The following is an 18,264-nucleotide window of genomic DNA, read 5'->3' as shown; positions in this document are numbered from 1 at the left end:
AGTGTACGCTAAAGTGCACCGTAAATCGAAGAGATGTGAATGAGGACTTTTGAATGAAACGTGCAGTGATCACTGGCCTGGGGATTGTTTCCAGCATTGGTAATAATCAGCAAGAGGTACTGGCATCCCTGCGGGAAGGCCGTTCTGGTATCACCTTTTCAGAAGAAATGAAAGAAGCCGGCATGCGCAGCCATGTCTGGGGCAATGTAAAGCTGGATACCACCGGGCTGATTGATCGCAAAATTGTGCGTTTTATGAGTGATGCATCTGTTTATGCTTATCTGTCGATGGAAGAAGCGGTTAAAGATTCCGGTCTGAGCGTAGAACAGTATCAGAACAACCCGCGTGTCGGCCTGATTGCCGGTTCAGGGGGGGGGTCTCCGCGTTTCCAGGTGTTTGGTGCAGATGCCATGCGTAGCCCACGCGGCCTGAAAGCGGTAGGACCTTATGTGGTCACCAAAGCGATGGCTTCCGGGGTATCTGCTTGTCTGGCAACCCCGTTTAAAATCCATGGCGTAAACTATTCTATCAGTTCAGCCTGTGCCACTTCTGCACACTGTATCGGTAATGCGGTAGAGCAGATTCAGTTAGGCAAGCAGGACATCGTCTTTGCCGGTGGTGGTGAAGAGCTGTGCTGGGAAATGGCCTGCGAATTTGACGCAATGGGTGCGCTGTCAACTAAGTTTAACGAGACTCCGGAAAAAGCGTCCCGTACTTATGATGCCAACCGTGACGGCTTTGTTATTGCCGGTGGCGGCGGAATGGTTGTGGTTGAAGAACTGGAACATGCGTTGGCCCGTGGTGCGCATATCTATGCCGAAATTGTTGGCTATGGTGCGACTTCTGATGGCGCAGACATGGTGGCTCCGTCGGGAGAAGGTGCAGTACGTTGCATGAAGATGGCGTTGCAGGGTGTAGATACCCCAATTGATTATCTGAATACCCATGGAACCTCCACTCCGGTAGGTGATCTGAAAGAGCTGGGAGCGATTCGCGAAGTCTTTGGTGATAACACCCCGTCACTGTCTGCGACCAAAGCAATGACAGGCCACTCTTTAGGGGCCGCCGGTGTGCAGGAGGCGATCTACAGCCTGCTGATGCTGGAGCATGGTTTTATTGCGCCAAGCATTAACATCGAAGAACCGGACGAAGCAGCCAGCGGTATGAACATTGTGACCAAACCGACTGAGAAAAAACTGACTACTGTCATGTCTAACAGTTTCGGTTTTGGTGGCACCAATGCCACACTGACAATGCGTAAGTATCAGGCATAAGCCCGATAGCGTAGGTTCAGAAAACCCGGCCCTGATTACAGGGTCGGGTTTTTTTATGCCGGTTTACCGGCTGCTATTTCAGTAATTCACTCACCAGCGCTACCCAAAAGCTGGCGCAGGGGACAATCAGTTGATCATTAAAATCGTAGCCCGGGTTGTGCAGGGCACTGTACCCTTGTTCGTCACCATGGCCTGCCAGCAGGTAACAGCCACGGGGATTCGCTTCCAGCATATAGGTGAAATCTTCACTGCCCATTAATGGCGGAGTGTTAAGGTGAACTTTATCTGCACCAAACCACCGGGTGGCGATGCAGCTGATGGCGAATGCCGGTAAATTACTCTGACAGTTTTACGATTTTACGGGTAATCCTTTCCATTCTGTTATCCCCGTTAACAATGTAGCGGTATTGTAGGGCGCAGGGCGTTCTGTGTCATACAAAACGTGAGCTATAATCGCACGGCTCACGGGGATATCGGGTTGCGCCTGGCAGATAGCACAGGTTGACCGTTATCCGATTTGATCTGTGCGGCGGCTGTGTCAGAATCGATGATTCACTGGTTTTACCGGGAATGTCCGGTTCTTTTACGGGTTCTGTGTGCAGCACGGGGCCGGGACCTTAATGGAGTTTATTTGTCATGGCTGAAACTGCGTTACCGGAAACAACTGCCTCAACACTGCCGGTAGGAGTGACCTCCTTCTCGGTTTTTATTACCTATCTGACGGCCGGACTGGCACTCCCGGTCATTCCGTTGTACGTGCATCAACAGTTAGGAATGAATGATGTCATGGTCGGTTTTGCCGTGGGGATTCAGTTTTTCGCCACTTTACTGACCCGTGGCTTTGCCGGTAAGCGCGCAGACCAGCGAGGTGCGAAGCTGACGACTCTTCAGGGGATGTCCGTCATCATCCTGGTCGGGGTGGCTTATCTCTGTTCCGCATTACTGAACGGCTCAGTGGCCTTGCAGTTTACCCTGTTAATTATTGGCCGGTTATTACTGGGATTTGGTGAAAGTCTGTTGTTTACCGGCAATCTGACCTGGGGCCTGGGTCTGATTGGTCCTAAGCGTTCAGGTATCGTCATGTCCTGGAATGGGATGGCAATCTATGGGGCTCTGGCGGCTGGCGCCCCGTTAGGATTACTGATCCAGCATCATTATGGTTTCATTGGCGTCAGCGCGGTAGCCACGCTGTGTCCAGCTGTGGCACTGCTATGTTGTTTCAGTGTCCGGTCAGTCCCGGTTTCCAGCGGTAACCGTCCGTCGTTGTTTAGCGTGGTCCGGCAGATCCTGACCCCGGGTGTTGTGCTGGCATTGCAGGGAGTAGGATTTGCAGTGATAGGTGCTTTCACCTCCCTCTATTTTGCGGATCGTCACTGGGGAAATGCAGGTTATACACTGACGGCCTTTGGATTATTTTATGTCGTGGTTCGTATCTTTTTTGGGGGCTTCCCCGACAAAATTGGTGGTGTAAAGGTTGCTATGATTTCACTGGCGGTGGAAACCGTTGGATTACTTTTGCTCTGCCTGGGGACTCAGGAGTGGATGGCGTTTGCCGGTGCTGCGCTGACAGGGTGCGGATGTTCACTGGTTTTCCCGGCAATGGGAGTGGAAGTTGTCCATAGTGTAGATGCCAAAGTCAGAGGGACGGCTTTGGGGTGTTTCTCAGCGTTCCAGGATATTGCCTATGGCATTAGTGGCCCAATCGCCGGGCTATTGGCCAGCGGATTTGGCTATGGCTCGGTTTATCTGGCGGGAGCCTGTGCTGCGCTGGCAGGTTTAATTATTTCTCTGCGGTTACTATTTCAGGCAAATAACGCCCGCAGCCGCTGACAAGCCTCCAGAATTTCGGCCCGTTGCAGGGCCGAATAGCCCAGGATCCAGCCCTGTAATTTCTGACCACTGATAAACAGAGGAGAGACCGGAGGAAGAATCAGTCCGGCAGCCATTGCCTGGCGGGTCAGGGCGATTTCCTCTCCCTGTAGCAGTTCAACGGTTAACTGCAATCCCCCATCGCCAGGCATTACCCTTAGCCATTGACCAAAGTTTTGTTGCAGTTGTTCGGTCAGCAGCTGACGCCTGCTACCATACAGTTTACGCATTCGCCGCAAATGCTGAGCAAAATGACCTCGCCGGATAAATTCGGTAGTTACTGCCTGTGAGAGCTGTGGGGTATGTCCGTCGGTCAGGGTTCTCGCCCGGACCATGCTGTCGGTTAATGATACGGGCAATACCATCCAGGCCAGCCGCAGCGAAGGAAAAAGGCTTTTAGAGAAGGTTCCCAGATAAATTACCCGCTGGTGACGATCCTCTGATTGTAGTGCCGGTAACGGCGTATCCTGGTAATGGAACTCGCCGTCATAGTCATCTTCAACCAACCATGCTCCATGTTGTTTAGCCCACTCCAGCCACTCTTTCCTGCGTGCAGAGCTCATCGCCATACCCAACGGATACTGGTGAGCTACCGTCAGGTATGCCAGCTTTGCAGCAACATCCGGAACCTGTGCCCCCTGATCATCCAGTGTCAGAGGCGATAATTTTGCACCAGCGGCAAGAAAGGCATTGCGTGCTCCCGGATAACAGGCCTGTTCGGTCAGCACCTGATCCTGAGGATCAATCAACAACATGCTGATTAACTGCAATGCCTGTTGAGAACTGTTTAGAATAATCACCTGCTGAGCTGTGCAATTTACCTGTCGTGAAAGCGCCAGATAATCGGCAATCACAGTCCGTAATTCGGGAAGGCCCTGAGGATCGCCGTAGCCAAACAATTGAAGATCCTGACGACGAAGTACCTCATCGTATAATTTTTGCCAGGCTGGATAGGGAAATTCCCGCAGATCCGGAGAACCCGCCGCGAATGCGGCCGGAACCAGCGGATCCTCACATCCCCCGGTAGCCACAATTTGCCGGCCACGTTCTGACAGTATTGGCAGAGAAAAAGGATCATTCATCGGACGATTAATTGTTCTGACCGATGTCGCGACAAAGCTACCTTTCCCCTGATAACGCACCAGATAACCTTCACTTTCCAGCTGACTATAGGCCGCCTCTGTCGTTACCCGGGACAGTGACAGATCGGCGGCTAACTGACGGCTGGAAGGTAATTTCTGTCCTGCAGAAAGGTGTCCACGGTGGATGGCCAGGCGCAGAGTCTCACATAATCGCTCGCGATGGCCAAGGCCTGGTAAATTGTCAAATATCACCAGCCAGGGGGAGGGCGGTTGCATAGTGGTCTTATCAGCCTGCCAGAAGTGGTATTAGTGGTCTCGCTATCCTGCGGTAATCTGAGCTCAGTTAGCAAGGAGAAAATTGATGAACTTTAATCTGTCAGCTGTTGCCCAACCGGGCCAGTCGGTCGAATATTTACAACGTAAACTGGCATTTTACTCAGATGCCTGGGATCTGGCGGAGGATGTACAAAAGGGTAATCCGGGGATTGTCGTATTGGATGTCAGGTCTGAAACGCACTACCGGCAGGGACATATCACCACCGCGAAGAGTTTTCCTCATCGCATAATGACCGCAGAGACGCTGGCACAACTGGATCCGTCATTACTGTATATCACTTACTGTGATGGTATCGGCTGCAATGGTTCGACAAAAGGTGCATTAAAACTGGCTCAGGCGGGTTTTTATGTGCGTGAGTTGATTGGCGGACTGGATTTTTGGAAGCGTGATCAACATCCGGTGACAACCGGGGAACTCCCCGGGGAGTGGCCGTCATCACCGGCGGATAAAGAGTGTGGTTGTTAGAACAGCCACAACAGCAGAATAATAACCAATGCCAGCAGGATAACCAGCCAGCTACGGGGTATACGTGACCAGTAACTGGCTGGCGCCGGCGCGGGAATATCGGCAGTCAGTGGCTGGGGATTGGCCACGGACTCTTTTTTCCCGGCCAGAATCAACTGTTCTGCCCGTAAACGAAACAAACGATGCAACACATCCTGAGCCTGAACTTCAGTCAGAGGTTGGGTAGCGACTGAAGGGAATTGCTGCTCGCAGTAACCTGTCAGATGCTGAACCTCTGTTTCTGATGGCGGTTGTTTCAGCGATTTTAACAACGCCGGTAATGTTAGCGGCGGAGTCTGGCTAAGGGTAAGTAATGCAATTCTGGCCTGCAGATACTGGTTCATCAGTGGATAAAATCGCGATGGAATCGGATCACCATTTTTTAATGAAATCAGGCTGAACAGCTGTTGCCAGACAGCCGACGGAGAACCGCCACCGGAAATGGTTAGTTTAATCACCTGTTGTTGCAAATTCTGATGTTCAGCCGGAAGCAATGTACGATCAGTCGTGCGTATTTGTTGCGGCTGTGGAATATCCATCTGACCGTTTTGCAGCATGGTTAGTACCTGTTGCAACTGGGGCTGGGTCAGTGAGCTCAGCACGGTCTGGCCAAAATTCTGGCGGATAAAATGACTCACGGCCTGACGATTATTTCCTACCGGCAGCAAGTCTGTCAGTTGCTGGAGCAGAATTCTGGCTGAACGGGCATTTTGTTCCTGGATAAGCCGTCCGGTCAGCCATTGCTCTGCGGCGGGAAAGTGACTGGAAAGCAGTTCATTATCATGCTTTACCCCCGACTGATGGCGGATACCTGCCCATAGCTCAGCCGGCTTCAGGGAACTGATGGCCATAATCCGAACAATAATACGTTCCAGCGCAGTTCGCTGGGCAGTCGTCAGTGCAGCCGGTGACGCAGGAGTTTGGGTTTCCCGTGAATGGGCAGGAGGCGTTGTTTCGCCAGTGACCCCGGATGGGCCGCGGAGTGGTTGCATGACAAACATTCCAGCAAGTAGAGAAAATTCAGCCCGGGGTTAGCCGGAGTATCAGCCAGTATGATAACAATCCCCCTGAGAAATCCCAAGGGATAAGCAGGGAGATTTAGTTAAACATATAACAGAAAGTGGCTAACGGGACAGATTTTGTCCGGCCCCGGGGCCGAGCGGAGTTCGTAGCCGCTGAGCGAGCACTACTCCGGCCAGAGTTAATATGCCGCCTATCCAGTGCCAGCTATGTAATTTCTCATGCAGAAATATAATCGCGATAATGGCGGTAAACACCGGAGAAAGGTTAAGAAAAATGCTGGCTGTATTGGCGCCCAGACGGACGACCCCCTGAATCCATAGCCACGGGGCCACGACGGAGGCAGGAATAGCAGCATAAAGCACCAGCGGAATGCTACGAGCGGTTAAGGCAATATTCGGGGTGAGTAAAAAGCCCGGAATGAGCAGCAATACTGCAAACAGGATCTGAACGTACAGGCTTTGCCACTGTGGCAGATTCATCGACCAGCGTTTGGTGAGCACGCCATACAACGCATAGGCCGCAGCAGCAACAATCATCATCAGCTCTCCGCTGCCTAATCCATGAGTAAACAACTGTTGTGGGTGGCCCTGACTGATAAGCCAGGTGAGTCCGGAAAAGGAAAGAATTGCGCCAAACACGATACCCAGTGTCGGTGTCAGTCGCAGTATAAACAGGCTAAAAATAATCGTGAGTAACGGAATACTGGCGACAATAATCCCAATAAACAGGGCGCTGACTGTTCGTGCCGCGTAATAGGCCAGGCTCTGATACAACACCATTCCCAACGCCCCCAGAATCAACAGTTTCAACCATTCACGTGACAGCGCTGTACGGTTACGGATCACTGAAGGTAAAACGAATGGCGTCAATATCACTAACGCAATAATCCAGCGATAAAAGGATATCGACTCCGGAGTTATCACCCCTACCGTCAGTTTGCTGACAATAGAGTTGATCGCCCAGATAATCACGGCGCCGAGGGGGAACAAAAAATTCATAACCAGTCCTTCAACAGAATATCAGTGCAGTCTCCCGGGCATGACCGCCTTAGAGTGTTTAACAGAGTCGGTTAAGATGACGGACAAGAGACACTAAGGCAAGCGATTCACCGCACAAACGCCGGATGTTTTCCGGCAGGCTTTATGACAGAATATCTCTATAATTCCGGTTCAACAGGACTAAGTCAGTGAAAATTGTTGTTGATGAAAATATGCCGTATGCCCGCGAATTGTTCAGCCGGCTCGGCGATGTGATTGCGGTGCCAGGACGAACACTCTCTTCATCAGAACTGCGCAGTGCAGATGCATTAATGGTTCGTTCGGTTACCCGGGTGAATCACTCGTTGCTGGAAGGGACCCCGGTGCGTTTTGTCGGTACCGCGACGGCTGGACAGGATCATATCAACACTGCGGATTTACAGGCACAGGGGGTGGCTTTTTCGGCAGCGCCAGGTTGTAACGCTATAGCGGTGGTCGAATATGTGTTCTCGGCATTGCTCGCTCTGGCCGAACGAGACGGTTTTCTGTTGACGGATCGTACTGTCGGTATTGTCGGGGCGGGTAACGTCGGTGGGCGGTTACAGCGCCGACTGGATGCGGCAGGCATTAAAACGCTGATTTGCGATCCACCCCGCGCTGATCGTGGTGATGAAGGCGAGTTTCATTCGCTGGAAACGTTGGTGCGTGAAGCGGATGTTCTGACGTTCCACACGCCATTATTCAAAGACGGACCTTATAAAACTCTGCACCTGGCGGATCAGGCGCTGCTGGAGCAACTCACTGAAGGCACTATTTTGATTAATGCCTGCCGTGGTCCGGTGGTAGATAACCAGGCACTGCTGAGTGTTCTGGAGAATCGTCAGGACCTCTCGGTGGTACTGGATGTCTGGGAACCCGAACCTGAGTTATCGTTAGCGTTGCTGGACAAGGTGGATATCGCTACGGCACATATTGCCGGCTATACCCTGGAAGGGAAAGCCCGCGGAACGACCCAGGTTTTTGAAGCATGGTCAGCCTTTATCGGTCAGCCACAACAAGTCCCCTTAGCTGAGTTACTGCCCGTCCCGGATATTCGCCAGGTGACGCTGCGGGGAGAATGTGATCAGGCAATGCTAAAACGTCTGGCACATCTGGTGTATGATGTGCGCCGTGATGATGCCTTGTTACGCGCAGTTGCTGATAAGCCAGGGGAATTTGACCGCCTGCGTAAGCAGTATTGGGAACGCCGGGAATGGTCCTCTTTACAGCTGGATTGCGACAATGCAGACACCGCAGAAAAACTACGCTTACTGGGTTTTAATGCAAAGTTTACCGGTGATTGCTGAGTTTTTTGGTTATCACTACCTCTTGTTCAGGCGGTGGATCTCACCGCTTTATTTTTTGTTTTCTGGAGTAAACCAACATGTCTGACGGCTGGAATATCGCTCTCTTAGGAGCCACTGGTGCAGTGGGAAGTGCTGTACTGGAGTTGTTGACGGAGCGTCAGTTCCCGGTTGGTGAGTTATTCTTATTAGCCAGCGAAAATAGTGCCGGAGAGTCGGTGCGGGTGGACGGAAAAAACCATCTGGTACGTTCTGCCACAGACTTTGACTGGGCACAGGCGCAGCTGGCTTTTTTCGTGGCCGGCAGTGAAGCTTCCGCACAATACGCTGAGCAGGCAGCCAGCGCCGGGTGTCTGGTTATTGACAGTAGCCCGTTGTTTGCCCTGGAGCCAGATGTGCCACTGGTTATCGCTGAGGTGAATCCTCAGGTATTAGCCGATTACCGAAACCGTAATATCGTCAGTGTGGCGGATAATCTGGTCAGCCAGTTGTTATGTGCGATTAAGCCACTGGCGGATGCGGCAGGAGTCGGTCGTATACAGGTCACTAACCTGATATCGGTCTCCAGTCACGGTAAAGCCGCGGTGGACGGGTTGGCAGGCGAAAGTGCTCGCTTGCTCAATGGTGTACCGGTTGATGAACATTATTTTGGACGACAGCTGGCGTTTAATCTGCTGCCATTACTGCCGGATGAGCAGGGAAGTGTGGCGGCAGATCGCCGGCTGGTGGATCAGGTTCGCAAAATCCTGCAGGACGAAGGATTGCCGGTATCGGTCAGTTCCGTCCAGGCCCCCGTGTTTTACGGTAATGCCCAGAGCGTGCAGCTGGAATGCCTCAGACCATACTCGGCGGATGAAGCACGCAATGATCTGGCTGTGTCCGGAGATATTCTGTTGAGCGATGAGGGTGAGTTTCCGACCCCGGTGAGTGATGCGACCGGAAGCGGTCAGTTGTGCATTGGATCGTTACATAATGATTACGGGATCCCTGAGCAACTGCAATTCTGGTCAGTGGCCGACAATATTCGTTTTGGCGGAGCATTAATGGCAGTGAAAGTTGCTGAACGGCTGGTGCAGGAGTATCTGTAACCATGTCTGAAGTGAAGACACGTAAGCTGGCACTGGGTATCGAATATGACGGCAGCAGTTATTACGGCTGGCAGCGCCAGCCAGAGGTCCGGAGTGTGCAGGGATATCTGGAGCGGGCATTAACTACCGTGGCTAACCATGAGGTTAATGTCTTTTGTGCCGGCCGTACTGATGCGGGTGTGCATGGCACCGGTCAGGTGGTTCATTTTGAAACCAGTGTACAGCGACCGGACAGTGCCTGGACTTTGGGGGTAAATGCCAATTTACCCAAAGACATTGCAGTACGCTGGGTGAAAGAAGTCGCCGATGATTTTCATGCCCGGTTTAGTGCGACTGCACGGCGCTATCGCTATATTATTTATAATCAGCGGCTGCGTCCGGCAATCCTCGGTCAGGGAATCACTCATTTTTATCATCCGCTGGATGAGGCTGCCATGCACCGTGCAGCGCAGAGCTTATTAGGCGAAAATGATTTTACTTCATTTCGTGCGGTACATTGCCAGTCCAAAACCCCGTGGAGAAACATCAGTCATATTCATGTCTGGCGCCAGGGGGCCTTTGTGATTGTCGATATTAAAGCCAATGCATTTGTACATCATATGGTGCGCAATATTGTCGGCAGTCTGCTGGAAGTAGGTTGTGGTAACCAGCAGGAGTCATGGATGGCGGAATTACTGGCAGCAAAAGACCGTAAACTGGCGGCAGCTACTGCCAGGGCGGAAGGTTTGTATCTGGTCTCGGTGGATTATCCGGCGAAGTTCGAACTGCCGGATGTCGAGCCTGGCCCGTTATTTCTGACCGGCGATGATTTATTTTCAGGTAAAGGATAAGCATTCATGGAGTACATCCAATTTATTATTGATTTTATTCTGCACATTGATGTTCACCTGGCGCGGTTGGTCGCGGATTACGGAGTCTGGGTTTATGCCATTTTGTTCCTGATCATTTTTTGTGAAACAGGTCTGGTGGTGACTCCGTTCCTGCCGGGCGACTCTCTGCTATTTGTCGGGGGGGCACTGGCGGCACTCCCGGGCAATGATTTAAATATTCATTTGCTTGCGCTGTGTATTATCGTTGCCGCTATCGCAGGAGATGCCGTCAACTACACTATCGGCCGGTTGTTTGGCGGTAAACTGTTCAGCCGGGAAGATTCAAAAATCTTTCGCCGTAGCTATCTGGATAAAACCCACGCATTTTATGCAAAGCACGGTGGCAAAACGATTATTCTGGCGCGTTTCATCCCGATCATTCGGACCTTCGCGCCATTTGTGGCCGGAATGGGTAAAATGTCTTACCGCCACTTTGCATTATTTAACATCGCCGGGGCGATTGCCTGGGTTGTGTTGTTCAGCTATGCCGGTTACCTGTTTGGTGATTTACCGGTAGTGCAGAAGAATCTTAATTTGCTGATTGTTGCTATTATTGTTATTTCGGTCTTGCCCGGCATTATCGAAGTCTTGCGGCATCGCAGACAGGCAGCACGGAAAAATTAGTTTTTCCTGCAGGCCTCAGACGGTTAAACCAGATTTTTATCCACAGTGTGGGCGGGTTGTGGTTTAATGGGCGTCATTTACCGGCTGCTGGATAAAAATCCAGCAGAAATAAAACAACTGGATAACCCAGGTTCAAACAGAAAGGTCATCAATGAGCTGGATTGAACGCATTCTTAATAAAAGTAATGTTACCCCAACGCGTAAAGCGAGTATTCCTGAAGGGGTTTGGACGAAATGTGATAGCTGTGGCCAGGTGCTCTATCGCGCGGAGTTAGAACGGAATCTCGAAGTCTGCCCTAAATGCGATCATCACATGCGTATGCATGCCCGTGATCGTTTAGCGTCATTTATGGACCAGGGGACGACAGTTGAACTGGGCAGTGAGCTGGAACCTAAAGATGTTCTGAAGTTCCGCGATCAGAAAAAATACAAAGATCGTCTGCTGGCCGCACAAAAAAGTACCGGCGAGAAAGATGCACTGATCGTCATGAAAGGTGAGTTGCATGGTATGCCAGTAGTGGCTGCCGCGTTTGAATTCTCCTTTATGGGCGGCTCAATGGGCTCTGTAGTGGGAGCGCGTTTTATTCGTGCAGCAGAGCAGGCTCTGGAAGATAATTGTCCTCTGATCTGTTTCTCTGCCAGTGGTGGCGCGCGTATGCAGGAAGCACTGATGTCGCTGATGCAGATGGCTAAAACCAGTGCTGCGTTGGCAAAACTGCGTGAGCGCGGTCTGCCGTACATTTCGGTACTCACCGATCCTACGATGGGTGGAGTTTCTGCCAGTTTTGCGATGCTGGGCGATTTAAATGTTGCTGAACCCAAAGCACTGATTGGTTTTGCCGGCCCGCGGGTTATCGAACAGACGGTCCGTGAAAAATTACCTCCTGGCTTCCAGCGCAGTGAGTTTTTGATTGAGAAAGGGGCGATTGATATGATTATTCGCCGTCCTGAAATCCGTTTCAAAATCGCCGGATTACTGGCAAAAATGATGAATCTGCCGGCACCTTTGCATGACGGTATTCAGTCTGAACCTGAGACTGAAACGGAACATGACGAGACCTGACAGTAATGATAAAGACGCTTTAGGGCGTCTTTTATTTATGCACTGTAATGATATCAACGGGACACATGGAAAATCTTCACCTACCGCAGGCCACGTCTCCTCTTGCTACGTGGCTGACTTATCTGGAAAACCTGCACAGCCAGGCGATTGACCTGGGCCTTGAGCGTGTACGCCGTGTGGCCTCTGAGCTTAATTTGTTAAAACCGGCACCGTTTGTTTTCACGGTGGCCGGCACCAACGGTAAAGGGACCACCTGCCGTACTCTTGAAACATTACTTATCGCAGCGGGTTACCGCGTCGGTGTGTATAGCTCACCCCACCTGGTTCGGTATACCGAACGGGTGCGTATTCAGTCTCAGGAACTCAATGAGGCGGAGCATACTGCCAGTTTCGCTTTTCTTAATCAGGGGCGCGGTGAAACTTCACTGACCTACTTTGAATTCAGTACTCTCTCGGCTTTATACCTGTTTCGCGAAGCGAATCTGGATGTGGTTATCCTTGAGGTTGGGCTCGGGGGACGCCTGGATGCCACCAATATCGTGGATGCTGATGTGGCGGTTGTGACCAGCATCGCCCTGGATCATACCGACTGGTTAGGACCAGACCGTGAGAGTATTGGCCGGGAGAAAGCCGGTATTTTTCGTCAGGGCAAACCCGCCGTGGTCGGAGACCCGGACATGCCAGCCTCGATTGGCCGCGTTGCGGCAGATAAAGGTGCTGTCCTGTTGCAACGGGATCACCAGTGGTCCTATCATGAAAAGGGTGTTGTCTGGGATTTCCGTGATATTCAGGGAGAACTGCAGCAGTTGCCGGTACCGAAGGTGCCACTGCCTAATGCCGCCACTGCGCTGGCTGCATTAAGGGTATCGGGATTACAGGTCAGCGAAGCCTGTATCCGCGAGAATTTACCTAATGCTGAATTGCCAGGCCGTTTTCAGACCATCAGCGAATATCCGCGGGTGATTCTGGATGTAGCTCATAATCCTCATGCGGCAGCCTACCTGGCATCGAGATTAGCGACTTTACCTGAGACTGGTAAGGTGCATGCGGTGCTGGGAATGTTGCATGATAAAGATATTGCCGGAACACTGGCTGAACTTATCAGTCAGGTGGATTACTGGTATTGTGCGCCGCTTGAAGGCCCGCGCGGAGCCAGTGCTGAAGAATTAGTCGTCCATTTACCACAGGCGGCCAGTTTCGCCTCGGTAGACGAAGCGTGGTATGCGGCAAAGCTGCAGGCTGACGCGCAGGATATCATTCTGGTTTGCGGCTCCTTCCATACGGTAGCGCATGTGATGACGTCTATCTCAGGGGAGAGAGGAAGTGGCGAGTAAATTTCAGAATCGCTTAGTGGGTACCGTTATTCTGGTGGCTATCGGGGTTATTGTGTTACCCGGGCTGCTTGACGGTAAGAAGAAACACTATAAAGAGGAATTTGCAGCAATCCCTCTGGTGCCTAAACCGGGTGACCAGCAGGATAATGATCTGGTACCCCCGGTGACGCAACCACTCACCGGACATACCGCAACGGCTCCGGGTACGGCAACGACGCCACCTGGTGGTGAAAACAGCGCTACTGACACCCCGGGTAACAGCGCTGATACCTCCCGGCAGAGCAGTGCAGACGCGCAGCCTCAGTCACAACAGACGCAGCAGCAGGCGCAGAATGATGCTGCCGCACGGCAACAGGAAGAGGCTCGCCAGAAGCAGGCCCAACAGGCCCGTCAACAGGCTGAACGTGAAGCCAGCCAGGCTCAGGCCCGTGCTCAGCGTCTGGCCAGTGAAGCGGCAGCCAAAGCTAAAGCTAAACAGGCTCAGGCCGAAAAAGAACGTCAGCGCGCACTGGAAGCACTGAATGATCAGCCCGCAACACAGCCCTCTGCCCCTGCAGCGGAAACGAAGGCGGATGCACCGACCGGTCAGGCTTATGTTATCCAGCTCGGAGCACTGAAAAATGCGGCTAAAGTGACTGAAATTGTGACAGAGCTAAGGGCGTCAGGTTTTCGGGCTTACTCAATACCGGCGACACCCGTTCAGGGCCAGATCAATCGCATACAGGTGGGGCCAGACAATTCGAAGAGTCGCCTGCAATCGCAGATTGAACAGTTGAAAAGTAAAACCGGCCTGAGTGGAGTTGTCAGGCCATATACCGTGCGGTAATGGCAGCCTTTCGTTACACTGTCAGATTGCGTTTTCAATAAAACTTATGAAAATCAATCTTTTACTTAGCTAAACTTACAGGGGCAATGAAACGAAATTTTCATTGCCCTTTTTCTCTGCAGTCGGGGGAAAACGGTACGCAAACGTTTTCTTTTTCTGTTAAAATGCGCCCCGAACAGATTGCAGAAGGGATCACTGTTGCACCGGAAGAGCTCATGAACTGGATTGATTACGTCATAATCGGGATTGTCGGATTTTCGGCTTTAGTTAGTCTGATCAGAGGATTTGTGCGGGAAGCCTTATCTTTAGTCACCTGGGGATGTGCTTTTTTTGTTGCCAGTCACTATTTTTCTTATCTGGCAGTCTGGTTCACCGGGTTTGAAGAACCCATGGTACGTAATGGTGTAGCAATAGCCGCGCTGTTTATTGCGACGCTGATTGTCGGCGCGATTGTCAATTATGTGATTGGATCGCTGGTTGAAAAAACCGGACTATCCGGCACTGACCGTGTACTGGGTGTTTGTTTCGGAGCATTACGAGGGGTGTTGATTGTTTCAGCTATCCTGTTTTTTCTTGATACATTCACCGGGTTTTCTAAAAGTACGGACTGGTCACAATCGCAGCTGGTTCCGCAATTCAGCTACATCATCAGATGGTTTTTTGACTATTTACAGAGCACGTCGAGTTTTTTACCCCGGTCATAAGGCAGGGGAGATACGGCTTTAATGAGGAAATGACAACATGTGCGGTATTGTCGGTATCACCGGATTTCTGCCGGTCAACCAGTCTATTTACGATGCATTAACGGTATTACAGCACCGCGGCCAGGACGCGGCGGGGATCTGCACCATTGATGCGATGAACTGCTTCCGCCTGCGGAAAGCAAACGGACTGGTGAGCGATGTGTTTGAAGCACGTCATATGCAGCGCTTACAGGGGAATATGGGGATTGGCCATGTTCGTTACCCGACAGCAGGAAGCTCAAGTGCCTCTGAAGCCCAGCCTTTTTACGTAAACTCTCCTTACGGCATTACGCTGGCACACAACGGAAATCTGACCAACGCCCATGAACTGCGCTCACGCTTATTTGAGTATGGTCGTCGTCATGTGAATACCACCTCAGACTCAGAAGTGCTGTTGAATGTTTTTGCCCAGGAACTCGATCGTTTTCAGGTCTATCCGTTAACGGCAGAAAATATTTTTGCCGCCGTAGAATCACTACATACTCTGGTTCGCGGGGCCTATGCAGTGGTATCGATGATTATTGGCCACGGTATGGTGGCTTTCCGTGACCCGAATGGCATTCGTCCTTTGGTACTGGGTAAACGTGTATTGCCGGATGAACGTACTGAATATATGGTTGCGTCTGAAAGTGTTGCGCTGGATACCTTAGGCTTTGAGTTTATACGCGATGTAGCACCGGGTGAAGCCGTCTATATCACCGAGCAGGGTGAACTTTCTACCCGGCAGTGCGCGGCGAACCCGAAAAGTCATCCGTGCTTGTTTGAGTACGTTTATTTCGCGCGTCCTGACTCATTTATCGATAAAATTTCGGTGTACAGTGCCCGTGTTCGAATGGGGACTAAACTGGGTGAGAAGATTGCCCGTGAGTGGGAAGACCTGGATATTGATGTGGTTATTCCAATCCCGGAAACCTCTACCGATGTCGCGTTGGAAATTGCCCGTATTCTGGATAAACCTTATCGCCAGGGGTTCGTTAAAAACCGTTATGTCGGCCGGACCTTTATTATGCCCGGACAGCAGATGCGTCGCAGTGCAGTTCGCCGTAAGCTGAATGCAAACCGTGCCGAATTCCGTGATAAGAATGTGTTGCTGGTTGATGACTCCATTGTCCGTGGCACTACCTCGGAGCAGATTATTGAAATGGCCCGTGAAGCCGGAGCGAAGAAAGTGTATCTGGCTTCAGCGGCACCGGAAGTTCGTTTCCCTAACGTCTATGGCATCGATATGCCCAGTGTTACGGAACTGATTGCTCACGGGCGTGAAGTTGATGAAATCTGCCACCTGATTAAAGCGGATGCATTAATTTTCCAGGATCTGAATGATCTTATCGACGCCGTACGTGAAGAAAATCCGGATATCACAGAGTTTGACTGCTCGGTGTTTGATGGAATCTATGTCACTAAAGATGTTGATCAAGGCTATCTGGATTATTTACAGTCACTGCGCAACGATGATGCTCAGGCAGTTGCCAGACAAAATGAAGTCGAAAATCTGGAATTGCATAACGAAGGTTAAACTTCCTGCAATGACAGAAAAAACACAGGGCGGATTTTCCGCCCTGTGTTTTTTGGAATTCTGTTCGCCTCAATGCCCCGTCACACGTTATTATGCTGGTTTTTAGTGCACCTCCCGGAGCAGGTTATGAAAAGACTCATTGTTGGTTTATCAGGAGCCAGCGGCGTTATTTACGGTATTCGTCTGTTAGAGGTACTGAAAGATCTGCCGCAGGTGGAAACCCATTTAGTCATGAGTCAGTCTGCCCGTCAGACACTAGCCATGGAAAGTGATATCAGCGTGCGGGAAGTCCAGGCGCTGGCAGATGTGGTGCACGATAATCGTGATATAGGCGCCAGTATCTCTTCCGGTTCATTTAAGACTGATGGTATGGCCCTGCTGCCTTGTTCAATGAAGACACTGTCAGGAATTGTACACAGCTACAGTGACAATTTGCTGACCAGGGCGGCGGATGTGGTGCTCAAAGAGCGGCGGACACTGGTACTCGGGGTACGTGAAACGCCTTTACACCTGGGGCACCTGAGAATGATGACGACCGCCGCAGAGATGGGGGCGATTATTATGCCGCCGGTGCCCGCGTTTTACCATCGCCCGCAAAATGTCATGGATATTGTCGACCAGACAGTTAACCGGATAATTGACCAGTTTAACATTGAGCTGCCAGAGGACTTATTTGCCCGCTGGCAGGGCAAGAACGGAATTGAGTCTGCACTAAAATGATTCACAGGCCGGTAATGGCACCAAAATGGTGCCTTTTGTGCAGCATGGTGGTGCATTGCCCCGGGCAGCTAAACACAGAGTGTAGTGTGGAAGGTGTTTAATTCGTGGCAAAATAAAGTATTGGTCGTTTTTGGACTTTTTCAGGTAAGGTGATGCTGCCTGGCACGAAAAGTGCTAAAGAATTTGTGAACACACAACATTCATTACTCAACACTATAAAAATATCAACCTGAGGGCAGTCTATGAAAAAGCGAGTATTAGCTCTTTCTCTAATGTTGGCAATTTCCAGCGTTGGCAGTGTATTTGCTGCAATTCCCAAAACGCTGCGTATCGGTACCGACCCAACGTATCCGCCCTTTGAGTCAAAAGATTCCAGTGGCAAACTGGTGGGCTTTGACATTGATCTGACAAACGAAATTTGTGCGCGTATCCACACTAAGTGTACCTATGTGGAAGGTGACTTTGACGGACTGATTCCGTCACTGCAGGCCAATAAAATTGATGCCATCATCTCCTCGTTATCTATCACCGAGAAGCGTGAGAAACAGATCGCATTTTCAGAAAAACTGTATGCGGCGAACTCCCGACTGGTGGCGGTGAAAGGTTCTACCCTGCAGCCGACAGTGGCATCGCTGAAAGGTAAAAGTATTGGGGTAGAGCAGGGAACTACTCAGGAAACCTATGCTAACGAATACTGGCGTCCACAGGGAGTCAATGTTGTTTCTTACTCCGGGCAGGATCAGGTGTATCAGGATCTGCATGCCGGACGTATCGATGCCGCTTTCCAGGATGAAGTGCAGGCCGAAGAAGGCTTCCTGAAAAGCCCTGTAGGGAAGGGTTACGCCTTTGCGGGCCCTGCGGTTAAAGATGAGAAAATCTTTGGTGTAGGAACTGGAATGGGAATGCGCAAAAGTGACACAGATCTGAAGGCTGCAGTGGATAAAGCTTTTGAGTCTATGCGTAAGGACGGAACTTACGACAAACTGGCGAAAAAATATTTCGACTTTAATGTCTACGGCGATTAATGCGCCGCGAGCTGCCCGCCGCCAGTGGCGGGCAGTGGTTGTCTCTT

The 18,264-nt window shown here is 51.1% G+C and carries 18 protein-coding genes; 14 read left to right on the top strand and 4 right to left on the bottom strand.

The genetic code is table 11. The features are described from left to right. Nucleotides 1–53 precede the first annotated feature (53 nt). Complete coding sequence (gene fabB, locus B3Z23_RS01805; RefSeq protein WP_294900780.1) at nt 54–1,274, top strand: beta-ketoacyl-ACP synthase I; 1,221 nt, start codon at nt 54–56, stop codon at nt 1,272–1,274. Nucleotides 1,275–1,347: 73 nt separating this feature from the next. Here fabB and B3Z23_RS01800 read toward each other — a convergent pair whose 3' ends face one another. Further along, nucleotides 1,348–1,584, bottom strand: coding sequence for a M20/M25/M40 family metallo-hydrolase (locus B3Z23_RS01800; RefSeq protein WP_349677200.1), 237 nt, complete (start codon nt 1,582–1,584; stop codon nt 1,348–1,350). 326 nt (nt 1,585–1,910) lie between these two features. Here B3Z23_RS01800 and B3Z23_RS01795 point away from each other — a divergent pair, with 326 nt between their 5' ends. Then, complete coding sequence (locus tag B3Z23_RS01795) at nt 1,911–3,104, top strand: arabinose transporter (protein ID WP_294900775.1); 1,194 nt, start codon at nt 1,911–1,913, stop codon at nt 3,102–3,104. On the opposite strand, the gene B3Z23_RS01790 is transcribed toward B3Z23_RS01795, so the two are convergent. Continuing rightward, nucleotides 3,077–4,501 (bottom strand): PLP-dependent aminotransferase family protein, encoded by a 1,425-nt coding sequence (locus B3Z23_RS01790; protein ID WP_294900773.1) that lies wholly within the window; start codon nt 4,499–4,501, stop codon nt 3,077–3,079. The genes B3Z23_RS01795 and B3Z23_RS01790 overlap by 28 nt on opposite strands. A gap of 85 nt (nt 4,502–4,586) precedes the next feature. Between B3Z23_RS01790 and B3Z23_RS01785 the strand changes: the two genes are divergently transcribed. Further along, a complete protein-coding gene (locus B3Z23_RS01785) occupies nt 4,587–5,027 on the top strand; it encodes a rhodanese-like domain-containing protein (protein WP_294900771.1) in 441 nt (146 codons plus the stop codon). Here the strand turns inward: B3Z23_RS01785 and flk are convergent. Next, complete coding sequence (gene flk, locus B3Z23_RS01780; protein ID WP_294900768.1) at nt 5,024–6,058, bottom strand: flagella biosynthesis regulator Flk; 1,035 nt, start codon at nt 6,056–6,058, stop codon at nt 5,024–5,026. The two genes, B3Z23_RS01785 and flk, sit on opposite strands and share 4 nt — an antisense overlap. A gap of 132 nt (nt 6,059–6,190) precedes the next feature. After that, nucleotides 6,191–7,087 carry a DMT family transporter gene (locus B3Z23_RS01775; protein ID WP_294900766.1) on the bottom strand — a complete coding sequence of 299 codons (897 nt, stop codon included), beginning with the start codon at nt 7,085–7,087 and terminating at the stop codon, nt 6,191–6,193. A 188-nt stretch (nt 7,088–7,275) separates the two neighbouring features. Between B3Z23_RS01775 and pdxB the strand changes: the two genes are divergently transcribed. The 11 genes from pdxB to B3Z23_RS01720 all read left to right on the top strand — a co-directional run bounded on the left by pdxB (nt 7,276) and on the right by B3Z23_RS01720 (nt 18,217). Next, the gene (gene pdxB, locus B3Z23_RS01770; RefSeq protein ID WP_294900764.1) at nt 7,276–8,412 is read left to right on the top strand and encodes a 4-phosphoerythronate dehydrogenase PdxB; all 1,137 of its coding nucleotides are present in this window, start codon (nt 7,276–7,278) and stop codon (nt 8,410–8,412) included. A 77-nt stretch (nt 8,413–8,489) separates the two neighbouring features. Beyond that, nucleotides 8,490–9,497 carry an aspartate-semialdehyde dehydrogenase gene (locus B3Z23_RS01765; RefSeq protein ID WP_294900762.1) on the top strand — a complete coding sequence of 336 codons (1,008 nt, stop codon included), beginning with the start codon at nt 8,490–8,492 and terminating at the stop codon, nt 9,495–9,497. A gap of 2 nt (nt 9,498–9,499) precedes the next feature. Beyond that, the gene (gene truA, locus B3Z23_RS01760) at nt 9,500–10,327 is read left to right on the top strand and encodes a tRNA pseudouridine(38-40) synthase TruA (RefSeq protein ID WP_294900759.1); all 828 of its coding nucleotides are present in this window, start codon (nt 9,500–9,502) and stop codon (nt 10,325–10,327) included. Nucleotides 10,328–10,333: 6 nt separating this feature from the next. Further along, nucleotides 10,334–10,990 (top strand): DedA family protein, encoded by a 657-nt coding sequence (locus B3Z23_RS01755; RefSeq protein ID WP_294900756.1) that lies wholly within the window; start codon nt 10,334–10,336, stop codon nt 10,988–10,990. A gap of 151 nt (nt 10,991–11,141) precedes the next feature. Continuing rightward, nucleotides 11,142–12,053 carry an acetyl-CoA carboxylase, carboxyltransferase subunit beta gene (accD, locus tag B3Z23_RS01750; protein ID WP_038021798.1) on the top strand — a complete coding sequence of 304 codons (912 nt, stop codon included), beginning with the start codon at nt 11,142–11,144 and terminating at the stop codon, nt 12,051–12,053. A gap of 65 nt (nt 12,054–12,118) precedes the next feature. Further along, entirely contained in the window at nt 12,119–13,387 is a 1,269-nt protein-coding gene (folC, locus tag B3Z23_RS01745; RefSeq protein ID WP_294900751.1) for a bifunctional tetrahydrofolate synthase/dihydrofolate synthase, read from the top strand. Further along, nucleotides 13,377–14,213, top strand: a complete 837-nt coding sequence (gene dedD / locus B3Z23_RS01740) for a cell division protein DedD (RefSeq protein WP_294900748.1) — start codon at nt 13,377–13,379, stop codon at nt 14,211–14,213. Before folC ends, dedD begins: the two co-directional genes overlap by 11 nt. A 215-nt stretch (nt 14,214–14,428) precedes the next feature. After that, on the top strand, nt 14,429–14,917 hold the full coding sequence (cvpA, locus tag B3Z23_RS01735; protein ID WP_038022700.1) for a colicin V production protein: 489 nt from the start codon (nt 14,429–14,431) through the stop codon (nt 14,915–14,917). Between the two features lie 37 nt (nt 14,918–14,954). Further along, entirely contained in the window at nt 14,955–16,472 is a 1,518-nt protein-coding gene (purF, locus tag B3Z23_RS01730) for an amidophosphoribosyltransferase (RefSeq protein WP_294900744.1), read from the top strand. A 126-nt stretch (nt 16,473–16,598) separates the two neighbouring features. Beyond that, entirely contained in the window at nt 16,599–17,192 is a 594-nt protein-coding gene (locus B3Z23_RS01725; protein WP_294900740.1) for a UbiX family flavin prenyltransferase, read from the top strand. A gap of 242 nt (nt 17,193–17,434) precedes the next feature. Next, nucleotides 17,435–18,217: a lysine/arginine/ornithine ABC transporter substrate-binding protein gene (locus tag B3Z23_RS01720; protein WP_294900737.1), complete on the top strand. Its 783-nt coding sequence runs from the start codon at nt 17,435–17,437 to the stop codon at nt 18,215–18,217. Nucleotides 18,218–18,264 lie beyond the last annotated feature (47 nt).

Origin of the sequence: Tatumella sp. UBA2305 (assembly GCF_002345795.1) — a bacterium.
In the GTDB taxonomy this organism is placed as follows: Bacteria; Pseudomonadota; Gammaproteobacteria; order Enterobacterales; family Enterobacteriaceae; genus Tatumella; species Tatumella morbirosei.
This window is presented reverse-complemented; position numbering and strand designations above follow the sequence as displayed.

Coding starts and splice junctions, on each gene's coding strand:
- B3Z23_RS01765 (WP_294900762.1), top strand. CDS start 8,490: ATGTCTGACGGCTGGAATATCGCTCTCTTAGGAGCCACTGGTGCAGTG.
- B3Z23_RS01785 (WP_294900771.1), top strand. CDS start 4,587: ATGAACTTTAATCTGTCAGCTGTTGCCCAACCGGGCCAGTCGGTCGAA.
- B3Z23_RS01755 (WP_294900756.1), top strand. CDS start 10,334: ATGGAGTACATCCAATTTATTATTGATTTTATTCTGCACATTGATGTT.
- folC (WP_294900751.1), top strand. CDS start 12,119: ATGGAAAATCTTCACCTACCGCAGGCCACGTCTCCTCTTGCTACGTGG.
- fabB (WP_294900780.1), top strand. CDS start 54: ATGAAACGTGCAGTGATCACTGGCCTGGGGATTGTTTCCAGCATTGGT.
- B3Z23_RS01790 (WP_294900773.1), bottom strand. CDS start 4,501: ATGCAACCGCCCTCCCCCTGGCTGGTGATATTTGACAATTTACCAGGC.
- B3Z23_RS01725 (WP_294900740.1), top strand. CDS start 16,599: ATGAAAAGACTCATTGTTGGTTTATCAGGAGCCAGCGGCGTTATTTAC.
- purF (WP_294900744.1), top strand. CDS start 14,955: ATGTGCGGTATTGTCGGTATCACCGGATTTCTGCCGGTCAACCAGTCT.
- flk (WP_294900768.1), bottom strand. CDS start 6,058: ATGCAACCACTCCGCGGCCCATCCGGGGTCACTGGCGAAACAACGCCT.
- truA (WP_294900759.1), top strand. CDS start 9,500: ATGTCTGAAGTGAAGACACGTAAGCTGGCACTGGGTATCGAATATGAC.
- B3Z23_RS01720 (WP_294900737.1), top strand. CDS start 17,435: ATGAAAAAGCGAGTATTAGCTCTTTCTCTAATGTTGGCAATTTCCAGC.
- cvpA (WP_038022700.1), top strand. CDS start 14,429: ATGAACTGGATTGATTACGTCATAATCGGGATTGTCGGATTTTCGGCT.
- B3Z23_RS01795 (WP_294900775.1), top strand. CDS start 1,911: ATGGCTGAAACTGCGTTACCGGAAACAACTGCCTCAACACTGCCGGTA.
- accD (WP_038021798.1), top strand. CDS start 11,142: ATGAGCTGGATTGAACGCATTCTTAATAAAAGTAATGTTACCCCAACG.
- B3Z23_RS01775 (WP_294900766.1), bottom strand. CDS start 7,087: ATGAATTTTTTGTTCCCCCTCGGCGCCGTGATTATCTGGGCGATCAAC.